The sequence below is a fragment of the Escherichia sp. E.sYA108 genome (assembly GCF_011754335.1).
GTDB classification, from domain to species: Bacteria; Pseudomonadota; Gammaproteobacteria; order Enterobacterales; family Enterobacteriaceae; genus Escherichia; species Escherichia coli.
Map to the genome: position 1 here is coordinate 4,395,770 of NZ_JAAQVZ010000001.1, position 12,614 is coordinate 4,408,383.

The window sequence follows — 12,614 nt, forward strand, 5'->3', positions numbered from 1 at the left end:
TAATGAAAAAATTCAGCGGCATTATTCCACCGGTATCCAGCACGTTTCATCGTGACGGAACCCTTGATAAAAAGGCAATGCGCGAAGTTGCCGACTTCCTGATTAATAAAGGGGTCGACGGGCTGTTTTATCTGGGTACCGGTGGTGAATTTAGCCAAATGAATACAGCCCAGCGCATGGCGCTCGCCGAAGAAGCTGTAACCATTGTCGACGGGCGAGTGCCGGTATTGATTGGCGTCGGTTCCCCTTCCACTGACGAAGCGGTCAAACTGGCGCAGCATGCGCAAGCCTACGGCGCTGATGGTATCGTCGCCATCAACCCCTACTACTGGAAAGTCGCACCACGAAATCTTGACGACTATTACCAGCAGATCGCCCGTAGCGTCACCCTACCGGTGATCCTGTACAACTTTCCGGATCTGACGGGTCAGGACTTAACCCCGGAAACCGTGACGCGTCTGGCTCTGCAAAACGAGAATATCGTTGGCATCAAAGACACCATCGACAGCGTTGGTCACTTGCGTACGATGATCAACACAGTTAAGTCGGTACGCCCGTCGTTTTCGGTATTCTGCGGTTACGATGATCATTTGCTGAATACGATGCTGCTGGGCGGCGACGGTGCGATAACCGCCAGCGCTAACTTTGCTCCGGAACTCTCCGTCGGCATCTACCGCGCCTGGCGTGAAGGCGATCTGGCGACCGCTGCGACGCTGAATAAAAAACTACTACAACTGCCCGCTATTTACGCCCTCGAAACACCGTTTGTCTCACTGATCAAATACAGCATGCAGTGTGTCGGGCTGCCTGTAGAGACATATTGCTTACCACCGATTCTTGAAGCATCAGAAGAAGCAAAAGATAAAGTCCACGTGCTGCTTACCGCGCAGGGCATTTTACCAGTCTGAGGAGAAACTCATGTCTGTTCGCAATATTTTTGCTGACGAGAGCCACGATATTTACACCGTCAGAACGCACGCCGATGGCCCGGACGGCGAACTCCCATTAACCGCAGAGATGCTTATCAACCGCCCGAGCGGGGATCTGTTCGGTATGACCATGAATGCCGGAATGGGTTGGTCTCCGGACGAGCTGGATCGGGACGGTATTTTACTGCTCAGTACACTCGGTGGCTTACGCGGCGCAGACGGTAAACCCGTGGCGCTGGCGCTGCACCAGGGGCATTACGAACTGGACATCCAGATAAAAGCGGCGGCCGAGGTTATTAAAGCCAACCATGCCCTGCCCTATGCCGTGTACGTCTCCGATCCTTGTGACGGGCGTACTCAGGGTACAACGGGGATGTTTGATTCGCTACCATACCGAAATGACGCATCGATGGTAATGCGCCGCCTTATTCGCTCTCTGCCCGACGCGAAAGCAGTTATTGGTGTGGCGAGTTGCGATAAGGGGCTTCCGGCCACCATGATGGCACTCGCCGCGCAGCACAACATCGCAACCGTGCTGGTCCCCGGCGGCGCGACGCTGCCCGCAAAGGATGGAGAAGACAACGGCAAGGTGCAAACCATTGGCGCACGCTTCGCCAATGGCGAATTATCTCTACAGGACGCACGCCGTGCGGGCTGTAAAGCCTGTGCCTCTTCCGGCGGCGGCTGTCAATTTTTGGGCACTGCCGGGACATCTCAGGTGGTGGCCGAAGGATTGGGGCTGGCAATCCCACATTCAGCCCTTGCCCCTTCCGGTGAGCCTGTGTGGCGGGAGATCGCCAGAGCTTCCGCGCGAGCTGCGCTGAACCTGAGTCAAAAAGGCATCACCACCCGGGAAATTCTCACCGATAAAGCGATAGAGAATGCGATGACGGTCCATGCCGCGTTCGGTGGTTCAACAAACCTGCTGTTACACATCCCGGCAATTGCTCACCAGGCAGGTTGCCATATCCCGACCGTTGATGACTGGATCCGCATCAACAAGCGCGTGCCCCGACTGGTGAGCGTACTGCCTAATGGCCCGGTTTATCATCCAACGGTCAATGCCTTTATGGCAGGTGGTGTGCCGGAAGTCATGTTGCATCTGCGCAGCCTCGGATTGTTGCATGAAGACGTTATGACGGTTACCGGCAGCACGCTGAAAGAAAACCTCGACTGGTGGGAGCACTCCGAACGGCGTCAGCGGTTCAAGCAACTCCTGCTCGATCAGGAACAAATCAACGCTGACGAAGTGATCATGTCTCCGCAGCAAGCAAAAGCGCGCGGATTAACCTCAACTATCACCTTCCCGGTGGGTAATATTGCGCCAGAAGGTTCGGTGATCAAATCCACCGCCATTGACCCCTCGATGATTGATGAGCAAGGTATCTATTACCATAAAGGTGTGGCGAAGGTTTATCTGTCCGAGAAAAGTGCGATTTACGATATCAAACATGACAAGATCAAGGCGGGCGATATTCTGGTCATTATTGGCGTTGGACCTTCAGGTACAGGGATGGAAGAAACCTACCAGGTTACCAGTGCCCTGAAGCATCTGTCATACGGTAAGCATGTTTCGTTAATCACCGATGCACGTTTCTCGGGCGTTTCTACTGGCGCGTGCATCGGCCATGTGGGGCCAGAAGCGCTGGCCGGAGGCCCCATCGGTAAATTACGCACCGGGGATGTAATTGAAATTAAAATTGATTGTCGCGAGCTTCACGGCGAAGTCAATTTCCTCGGAACCCGTAGCGATGAACAATTACCTTCACAGGAGGAGGCAACTGCAATATTAAATGCCAGACCCAGCCATCAGGATTTACTTCCCGATCCTGAATTGCCAGATGATACCCAGCTATGGGCAATGCTTCAGGCCGTGAGTGGCGGGACATGGACCGGTTGTATTTATGATGTAAACAAAATTGGCGCGGCTTTGCGCGATTTTATGAATAAAAACTGAAAGCATAAATAAAAACATCCAGACACCTGAATTATCCGACTCTGCATCATTCGTTATTTGCTCAGTCGGATAATGATGGGTCGCTACCCTGTTATGAGAGGACGTTATGCCACTAATTATCGTTGTGGCAGGGATTGCTTTACTCCTGCTTTTAACCATAAAAATTAAGCTTAATACGTTTGTTTCGTTAATTATTGTCTCGATTGCTGTCGCCATCGCCAGTGGTATGGATTTGAGTAAAGTCGTCACCTCAGTCGAATCCGGGCTTGGCGGTACGCTGGGCCATATTGGTTTGATATTTGGCTTCGGTGTTATGCTCGGTCGCTTGCTGGCCGATGCGGGTGGTGCGCAGCGAATAGCGCTGACCATGCTGAATTATTTCGGGAAAAATAAACTTGACTGGGCAGTGGTCTGTTCGGCGTTTATTGTCGGTATCGCACTTTTTTTCGAAGTCGGTTTAATTCTTCTGGTACCTATTTTATTCGCTATTGCCCGTGAAGCAAAAATATCACCGATGTTTATGTGTGTGCCGATGCTTTCTGGTTTGCTGGTCGCACACGGTTTTTTGCCGCCGCACCCCGGCCCGACTGTTATCGCCAGGGAATATGGCGCTGATGTAGGATTGGTACTGATATACGGTATCATTGTCGGCATTCCAACCTTTATTCTTTGCGGCCCGGTATTGAATAAATTCTGCCAGCGCATTATTCCGGACGCCTTTAAAAAAGAGGGGAATATAGCCTCTCTCGGCGCGACCCGCCGATTCAGCGAAAGCGAAATGCCAGGCTTTGGGATCAGTTTTCTCACGGCAATGCTGCCGGTGATCCTGATGGCGGTTGTCACCATCATCCAGATGACTCATGCCAAAAGTGCCGCGGATTCTGGCTTATTTTACAACGTGATACTGTTCTTAGGTAATTCGACGATCGCCATGCTGATTTCACTGCTGTTCGCGATCTATACCATGGGCCTGGGGCGCGGGAAAACAATCCCTGACCTGATGGATTCTTGCGGAAAAGCTATCGCGGGTATTGCCGGTCTGCTGCTGATTATCGGTGGTGGTGGTGCATTCAAGCAAGTTCTCATCGACTCTGGCGTTGGTCAGTATATTTCCACCCTGGTTTCGGGTATGGATATTAACCCGATCTTGATGGCCTGGGGCGTGGCCGCATTCCTGCGTATTTGTCTGGGTTCAGCCACCGTCGCGGCGATCTCTACCGCCGGTCTGGTCATCCCATTGTTGGCAGTACATCCCAATACCAACCTGGCCTTGATTACGCTGGCTACCGGTGCCGGATCCTGTATTTGTTCTCACGTTAACGATGCCAGTTTCTGGATGATTAAAGACTTTTTTGGCCTGACCACCAAAGAAACGCTGTTATCCTGGACGTTGATGTCCACACTCTTATCCATCAGTGGGCTGATTTTTATTCTGCTCGCCAGCTTAGTTTTATAATCGGGTTCTTGCCAGTGAGCCAACCTGTTGTTCACTGTCCCCCATAATTTAGTGAGTGACGGCAACCGTCTGCACGGTGACGAATCGCTGGCGATCAAAAAGGGGCGATATTGAACCGTCGATTATGCTTGATGGGTGTACTCTCAGTAATACTGTAAAGCCGGAGCATGTCTCCGACTTTACAGTATAGGGGAACAGCAGGCGATCGCTCAAATGGTATGCTGGTTTATTTCATGTAAAAGAATAAAATATCTGTATAAAATCATGCCACTGGCAATCTGCATCAACTCTCCGGGTAAACAGGGTTAAGATGAGCATTTCCCCGGTTTAATACAGGTATACAAAAGTGGATAGAGATCAAACAAACAGCAGCCTGTTCAATGATGATCCCGTACTTCATGCAACATGGCTGTACTATCAGGAAGGCAAAAGCCAGACTGAAGTTGCAGCTATCATGGGGGTGTCCCGCGTCACGGTTGTCAAATACCTGCAAACAGCCCGGGAAAATGGACTGGTTCATATCAACCTGGATGTGAATGTCTTTGGCTCTATCGACGCTGCTTTGCAAATTCGCGATAAATTCAATCTCCAGAGAGTGATCATCGTGCCGGATGGCGAACATGCCGGAAAACGTGATGATACAAAGCTGATGCGGACTCGCCTTTCACGTGCCGGTGGCATGTATCTGAATCAGGTGATTGAGAATGGTGATGTGCTGGGGGTTGCCTGGGGAAGAACAATCCATCAGATGAGCAAAACCATGACGCCGAAGTCATGTAAAAATGTCACCGTTATACAGATGCTCGGTTCCATGCCATCTCAGCCAGACCTGACGATCATTGAATCCTCATCGCAAATCGCCTACAAGCTTTCAGGCCGTGTCGCCTCGCTGCACGTGCCCGCCGTGGTATCAAGCGCCAGACTGGCCATGGAGTTACAGGCAGAGCCTATTATTCGATCGAATTTTGACGTTCTGACTCGCTGTACGAAAGCCTTTTTTGTCGTGGGTAACGCGCTTGATGAAAATCCCCTGATTCGGGTGGGCGTGCTGAATAAGAAGGAAATGCAGACGTATCGGGATTTAGGCGCAGTAGGTGTCATTTGTGGTCGCTTCTATGACAAGGAAGGGATGCCCGTCGTGGCTGATGTTGACCAGCGTATTCTGGGAATCAGTCTGGCTCAGCTAAGGCAGATTGAACGGAAGATCTTCCTTGCTGGTGGGGAAAGAGGCTATGACGCAACGTTGGGTGCCCTGCTGGGAGGATATGTCACGGACCTGATTGTTGATGAAGGAACGGCAGAGTTTTTGCTGGCGTGTGAATTACCACACTAAAAGAATGAACAACTGCCCCATGTGGATATGGGGCAGGATTTTATTGATTAGCGGCGATAATAAGAACAATACCCACAATGTATGAAATAAACATGGTCAGCAGCAGTTTATTGGTTCCGGCTGGCGCACTGGCAAATTCTCTCCAGATGAAGACTCCCCAGATCACGGCAATCATTGTGGCCCCCTGTCCCAGACCGTAGGAAATGGCATACCCCGCCTGACCAGACGCAATCAGACTGAATGCCAGACCGACACACCAAATCATACCGCCCAGCCAGCCGCAAACATGATCCCGTAAGCTCCCGGAAAAATACATTTTCCCGTTGACCGGTTCTCCTGAAATAGGTTTTTTCATGACCAGCGTGTTAAGGACAAAGTTCGACAAGAACAGCCCCACGGCAAACAGAACAAGTGCTGAGTAAGGCGTCATCAGACCGCTGGCAGGCTGGCTGAAATTGTCAGACATGGAGTCCGCCAAGAAGCGGAAAAACCATCCCATGATGATACCCGCCAGAATGGCAGTAATGAGACCTTTATTACGGCGAGATTTATCCGCCTCCTGCGTGACACGACCATAGGCTATCGCGGTAAAAATAATGGCGCTCACAACGCAGGCGACACCGAGGAACAGAATGAGCGGATCGCCCTGCGGATTGCCGATATAGGTGGTGATCACACCCAGAGCCAGTGCCAGCCCCACACCCACAGGAAAAGCTACCGCCATACCGGCAAGATTAATAGAAGCGACCAGAAGAATATTGGAAATATTGAAGATAATCCCTGCCAGTATTGCCGACATCAGACTACTGCTGCTCGCCTGCTGAATATCAGGTATAAAACTGCGACCGGCTTCGCCCATAGAACCCAGCGTGAAGGCAAATAACAAAGAACACAGCAATAATCCAATTGAATAATCCCAATAGAATAGAGGGAACTCCCATTTTTTATTGCTGACAAGTTTAGTTGTATTCGCCCATGAACCCCAGCAAATCATGGTAATAAAACACATTATTATGGCGACAGCATACGATTCCACGATAAACATAAATAACTCCTTGTGGTAGTTATAATCAATCGTTGTGGACAGAGGGAATAGCAGCCATTCTGCGAATGGCTGTCATATGTTATTAATTAAAATAAAGCTGTAATTACGCTTTCAAACCATACGTTTTGAATTTTTCAAGGACGATGGTCATTTCGGCTTCAGACAGCACGGGAACATCGTGATGTAATCCGCCACATTTGATGTATAAATCAGCCAGCGTCTCGGTTTCACCCGCCAGCCACAACGTCTTTTCCAGCGTGACGTCCATGGCCAGCATACCGTGGTGCTGCATCAGCAAGGACTTACTTTCTCTGATTCCTTTAGATACACCGTCGGCCAGTTCAGGACTGCCAAAGGTATAATAGGGAATACAGGGAATATGATCCGTCCCCGATACCGCCACCATATAATGAATGGCCGGAATTGAATGATTATGTATTGCCACCGCCGTGGAATTCACCGCATGCGTATGTATGACAGCATTCAATTCTGGTCTGGCTTTATAACACGCCAGATGAAATAACCATTCACTTGATGGTATTTTACCCGCTTCAGGTATTCCCTTATCGTCTACAAAGACAATCATGTCCGGCGTCATCTTTGAATAAGCGATCCCACTCGGCGTAATCAACATGCCACCGGTATACCTGGCACTCACATTACCTGATGTTCCTTGATTAAGACCTGACGCATTCATTTCCCGACAAGTGGAAATGATTTTTTCTGCTAACTTAATCCGTTCCATTCCTGATCCTTAATAGCAATGGCCGCCGTTTTAATGCTGTTCCCCCTGGAGTGCTTTACTCTTCAGGTCAGCAAACATATCCGCCAGCGCTGACTTACTGGCAGCACAGACTCCCCGCTCAGTAATGAAGCCGGTAATGTATCGGGCAGGCGTGACGTCGAAAGCGTAGTTCCCACAACGGGTTCCTTCAGGGGCGGTATTGACCCAGCTCAATTCTCCCTGAGGGTTTATCCCATAGACATGGGACTGCTCTTTTCCGTCACGTTGCTCAATCGGAATGCTTTTTCCGTCCTCGATAGTCCAGTCAATAGTGGGAGAAGGTAACGCGACGTAGAAGGGAACATGGTTATCATGGGCCGCCAGCGCCTTAAGATAGGTACCAATTTTATTACAGACATCCCCTCTGGCCGTGGTTCGATCGGTCCCAACAATGCAGAGATCAACGTCACCGTGTTGCATCAGGTGGCCACCCGCGTTGTCGGCGATCAGGGTGTGAGGAATACCGTGTGAGCCCAGTTCAAATGCCGTGAGTCCGCCCTGATTACGTGGCCGCGTTTCATCCACCCAGACGTGAACAGGGATTCCGTTTTCATGCGCTTTGTAGATGGGAGAAAGCGCGGTTCCCCAGTCTACAGTCGCCAGCCAGCCTGCGTTACAATGTGTCAGGATATTGACCACACTCCCGGCCGGTTTTTTCTGGGCTATTTCGCGGATGACTTCTGTACCATGTAATCCAATTTGTTCACACAACGCGACATCTTCCTCGGCAATTTCTGCCGCCAGCGCCCAGGCCACATCCTTGCGCTCTGATACACAGAGATCCTTCAGTGTGTCTATCATCCTGTCGAGGGCCCATTTGAGATTAATTGCCGTTGGTCGGGTTTTGATAAGAAGGTCATAGTAACGCTGCAGACCCATGTCACTGGCATCGTGATTCATTCCCAGCGCGATGCCATAGGCTGCAACGACACCAATAAGCGGAGCGCCACGAACCCACATCTCCTGAATAGCCGTAGCGGCCATTTCCGCAGAGGTAAGCGCCACCACCTCGAACTTAAAAGGCAACTTAGTCTGATCGATGATTTCTACCGCTTTTCCATCCCCGGAAACCCAGACCGTACGATAGTGTTTACCTTTAATATTCATAATGACCTCTTACTTAACCTTCGCAGACTGGATGACGGAATCCATATTTTTAAACTGGCGGGCATTGACGATAAGATCGCGCGCCATGGTCAATGCACGTCGTTCACATCCTGCGCGAAGCTCTGTATTTTCAATCTGTTTCAGCTCGGCAACGCCAGCAAAACCAATGATCCGGCGATTCATTTCCATGCCGGCATTCACCAGGGAATCTTCAAGCAGCGTGGCAAAAAACTGATCCTGTGCGTCCTCAAGAGCGGCCCTGTTCTGTTGATACATTTCTGTCGGCCACGCGTCGCCCTGTGTTTTGTTGTCCCAGAGCTGGCGGAACTCCCGGGTGAAAACGGACCAGGTTTGGACAATCTGCTGAAGCAGCCATTCCTGATAGTCAGCGCGACGTTGCTCATTCGCATCCCACCCAGGGCGTGAGAAGTACGCCAGCAGGAGGTTGCCAATATAGTTGCCGATATCAAACGCCATTGGCCCCATGAAACCGAACTCCGGATCAATCACTTTGGTATCCGTGTCGGTCACCATGATTGAGCCTGAATGAAGGTCGCCATGTAACAATGCCTGCGCTTCTGTCATAAATTTGTACTTATAACGCATGGCAACCTGGATCATCTCTACATCAGCCCAGGCCTTATGGACGGCATCGTCCAGCTCAGGAGAAGTCCAGTTATTCCGTTCAGCGTTGTAATAGGGCTCTGTGAAGATCAGATCTTCCGTAATTTTGCACAGCTCATGATTCAACGCGAACTCGGCAGTAAGCGCTTTTTTCTGTTCTGCTGACATGCCAATGTCAGACGTATTGAAGAGAGTCTGTGCTAAAAATCTGCCGATATCTTCAGCTAGTTTAGGGAATTTTTTACCGTTAATCAGTTCCTTACGCAGAATCACGTGAGGAGTCAGATACTCCATGGCAAACAGCGCCATTTCCGGGTCGTAAAAATAGACCTGCGGAATCAGTGTGTGACCCGCGTACTTGGCTTCCTGACATAAGACGTTGTACTCAAAGCCCGCACGGCTCAGAGATAAAGGCCATCCTTCGCCCCCTGCACGAAGCCAGGGCAGAGCTTGTTTTACAATGATGGTTTTATGTGTCCCCTCAACGATAAACACCATGTTCAGGTTTCCGTCCCCCACTTCTGAAACTTTCCACTCTTCAGGTAACCCTCCCGGTTCGCATGAAGGGGTCAGTCTGGACGAGAGATAACCCGGCAGCGTGTCACATGTCAGCGGCTTGTAACCTGATGGAATTGAATCCGTCATAACAGTTCTCCTTGTCTACACAGAATGATAATCAACTTGTCATGTGACAACTATACATTATCAAATGTAAAATTATTTGTGACACATGTAGATTTTTTGAACTGTATAATATTAAAAATGATGTCGTATGGAGTCATGATCTTTACAGGAATCAGCAGAGGAAAACATCTATTATTACCATGTAATTCATGTTGTTATGTCGCAACAATAGTACTGCACGGGGAATTATTACGGGCAAACTTAGGCGAAAGGAAGTACTGAAGTGACAGAATAAATCACACTTTTTGTACATATGTACTTTTCTATTGTCTTTTGTTGTGGAAACAAATAGTGTTTGTCATGCCGATGCTAATAGACAGATAGATTCGAGGGCCAACAGCCCCATCATCATGATGGAGCAACAGAGGTGAGTCTAACGTTTCCGCACTTCTTATCGATCGGCACTAACGATCAATATCGATAAACTGATCTATCAAAACGATTATCTTTCTTGCAACCTGCCTGGTTATCCTTCTCTTACATTGCTCGCAGAAAAGCCCTTTTATTACGGTTAGTTATCTAGCTGAGACTTGCTACGCCCATTTTCCATGTACCCCAAATCACGAGGTCACAAAGGCGCGGAAAGATGAAGAGATGTGCACGTTGCAACAAAAAAAGAAGCGTCCTTGAACAGAGGCTCTCACTCGATAAAGAATTCTGCGACGAGTGCTTATTCGATATCGATGAGGAAATCAGGGAAAGAAGGATTATCACGATCAGACGCCTCAAAGATGACAACGAAAGAAAATCGTAGCTCAATATGAAAAATGGAATCGATGTCAGCGTCATTATCCCTGCTTACAACGCCGCTGAAACCAGCGTTAGTTTGGTTACTAAAATCCTCAGTGAACCCCACTTGGCTATTGAACTTATCATTGTCGATGACGGTTCTACTGATGAAACTGGCAACGTTCTTCGTCAAATCCACGATGATCGGCTCATTCTCATTGAGCAGGCCAATCAAGGTGTCTATGCCGCCCGAAATGCTGCTCTAGCCTTGCACCAAGGAGAATAGGTTATATTCCTTGATGCGGACGACGATATAGCAGATGGGTTCATAGAAAAAAGATGGCAGGCAGTTAGTACGTCGCAAGCCGACGTCATGATCTTTAATGGCTGGCATTCCTGTGCTGACCAACATCGAAGAGCGGTTCACAAAAAGCAGCCCTATGGTACGCCTCTGTCAGGTTATTAATGGATTAGACACTGTGTTACACACCGCGAATGGCCGCATTATCTGTGGCTGCAGATGGTCAGGCCATCCTATGTCAGGCAGCATTCACTGCGCTTCCAGTCCGGCAGGAGCCATAAAGACATTTTTTAAACGGTTCATCTTGCAGCGAGCAATGGTTGATTCTGTACATTGGATATAAAGGACTATATCTATATCAACAATAAGGCCTCTATCACACATCGGCCGGATTACTACGTTGTTCGTGCTATAAACTATGTTGAAGTGATCGCGAAAATCATCCAAGTAGCGGAACAAGAACAAAACAAAAAATAAAGGTATTTTTGTACCGGCATGCGCTGGTAGAGGCACGTCATTTTTTGGGACTCTACCGCAATCGCGTTGGGGATAAATCGGGCATGAAGGACTGCTTCAAAGCGAACATATTCGCAGCCCATTTATTCAGAGGTATCAGCAGTTTTAGCGATGTGTTTTTCTTTATTAAGCTGCTGGGCAAGCTATTCTGATAAGTTGTGCGTTGCTACACGACACCAGCGCACAGCTTAATTTCACGCTTTCTGACTAAATTGTTCAGGCCTTTTCTATAGGTGCAAACACAACTCCCCGTACTTTCCTCTTCCAACTCAAAATCATCGCACCTTGCTGACCCAAGAAGGGAGCATACCCTGCACTAGTATCCGCACAGCTAATACTCTATTGATACCAACAACGCTTCAGCACAACAAAGTAACTCGATAATCACAACTCAAAGTGAAGATGCCAAAAACTCGTTTGAGAGCAATAAATTCAATAACATGAAAAAAATGTATTTTGCATTGAAAATCTTACTTATTGCGCTTGGCTACAATTGCATGCTTGGTAATATAGATTATAAAACACCAGACTAGCTGCCTGGTAAGTAATGTAATAGCAGAGGAAATATCACGATGGATCTTGTAGATAGTGTCGAAGCAGGTAAGCTGACGATCAGTGAATTGATTGATGCCCTGGCGAAAGATAAAAATTACTCAGCTTCCAAGTGGGATCAGCGATACCGTGAATTTACGACCTTGCTACAACAAACCTCAACTTTTTCTGAACCTGAAACGGATGGTTTAGTCAAGAGGCTCTGGTATGAACGCGATAACGGTATTGCCAGTATTCGCCAGGGCGTTCCATCCTTAGCAGAATATCAGCAAAGCCTGCCACTGCTTAGAGAACTAACTGAACGAATTCGGCAACAGCCGGATGAAGAAACTTACCAATATGTTGGCAATGCACTACAACAAGCTAAAGAAAACGGACTTCTCAAGCGTATGTATAGGAGTTTGAGAAATCGCGTCTTTGCCGCGTTCTCGCCAGAAAACTACACCAGTACTGTGGATGAGAATGCTTTTAGTAAAGCAGCAGAATTCCTAAATCAGCACTTCCATCTCGGTCTGGCACTGACCGGAAATTGGTTACAGAAAAACTATGAATTGAAACAAGCCATACACGCCCAATCTCCTGACACAGTGAAGTGGT

9 protein-coding genes and 1 pseudogene are annotated in these 12,614 nt (G+C 48.7%); 6 read left to right on the plus strand and 4 right to left on the minus strand.

Annotated features, from left to right (window positions below):
• The first annotated feature begins 2 nt into the window (after positions 1 to 2).
• The 4 genes from HBM92_RS21080 (at position 3) to HBM92_RS21095 (ending at position 5,675) form a co-directional block, all read left to right on the plus strand.
• On the plus strand, positions 3 to 908 hold the full coding sequence (locus HBM92_RS21080; protein ID WP_000714563.1) for a dihydrodipicolinate synthase family protein: 906 nt from the start codon (positions 3 to 5) through the stop codon (positions 906 to 908).
• Positions 909 to 918: 10 nt separating this feature from the next.
• A complete protein-coding gene (yjhG, locus tag HBM92_RS21085; RefSeq protein WP_000116325.1) occupies positions 919 to 2,886 on the plus strand; it encodes a xylonate dehydratase YjhG in 1,968 nt (655 codons plus the stop codon).
• A gap of 106 nt (positions 2,887 to 2,992) precedes the next feature.
• Positions 2,993 to 4,342 carry a GntP family permease gene (locus tag HBM92_RS21090; RefSeq protein WP_001128363.1) on the plus strand — a complete coding sequence of 450 codons (1,350 nt, stop codon included), beginning with the start codon at positions 2,993 to 2,995 and terminating at the stop codon, positions 4,340 to 4,342.
• Between the two features lie 346 nt (positions 4,343 to 4,688).
• Complete coding sequence (locus HBM92_RS21095) at positions 4,689 to 5,675, plus strand: sugar-binding transcriptional regulator (RefSeq protein ID WP_000373366.1); 987 nt, start codon at positions 4,689 to 4,691, stop codon at positions 5,673 to 5,675.
• A 40-nt stretch (positions 5,676 to 5,715) separates the two neighbouring features.
• On the opposite strand, the gene HBM92_RS21100 is transcribed toward HBM92_RS21095, so the two are convergent.
• The 4 genes from HBM92_RS21100 to mtnK all read right to left on the minus strand — a co-directional run bounded on the left by HBM92_RS21100 (position 5,716) and on the right by mtnK (position 9,880).
• Positions 5,716 to 6,720: a GRP family sugar transporter gene (locus HBM92_RS21100; protein WP_000471145.1), complete on the minus strand. Its 1,005-nt coding sequence runs from the start codon at positions 6,718 to 6,720 to the stop codon at positions 5,716 to 5,718.
• Positions 6,721 to 6,823: 103 nt separating this feature from the next.
• Positions 6,824 to 7,465 carry an L-fuculose-phosphate aldolase gene (locus tag HBM92_RS21105; protein WP_000439686.1) on the minus strand — a complete coding sequence of 214 codons (642 nt, stop codon included), beginning with the start codon at positions 7,463 to 7,465 and terminating at the stop codon, positions 6,824 to 6,826.
• 30 nt (positions 7,466 to 7,495) lie between these two features.
• The gene (mtnA, locus tag HBM92_RS21110; protein WP_001022015.1) at positions 7,496 to 8,611 is read right to left on the minus strand and encodes an S-methyl-5-thioribose-1-phosphate isomerase; all 1,116 of its coding nucleotides are present in this window, start codon (positions 8,609 to 8,611) and stop codon (positions 7,496 to 7,498) included.
• A 9-nt stretch (positions 8,612 to 8,620) separates the two neighbouring features.
• A complete protein-coding gene (gene mtnK / locus HBM92_RS21115; protein ID WP_000132325.1) occupies positions 8,621 to 9,880 on the minus strand; it encodes an S-methyl-5-thioribose kinase in 1,260 nt (419 codons plus the stop codon).
• 799 nt (positions 9,881 to 10,679) lie between these two features.
• On the opposite strand from mtnK, the gene HBM92_RS25730 reads away from it, so the two are divergent.
• Together HBM92_RS25730 and HBM92_RS21125 are read left to right on the plus strand one after the other, a co-directional pair.
• The gene (locus tag HBM92_RS25730) at positions 10,680 to 10,934 is read left to right on the plus strand and encodes a glycosyltransferase family 2 protein (RefSeq protein WP_000788354.1); all 255 of its coding nucleotides are present in this window, start codon (positions 10,680 to 10,682) and stop codon (positions 10,932 to 10,934) included.
• Between the two features lie 1,103 nt (positions 10,935 to 12,037).
• Positions 12,038 to 12,608: pseudogene (locus HBM92_RS21125) on the plus strand (restriction endonuclease); the annotation flags it as partial.
• Positions 12,609 to 12,614 lie beyond the last annotated feature (6 nt).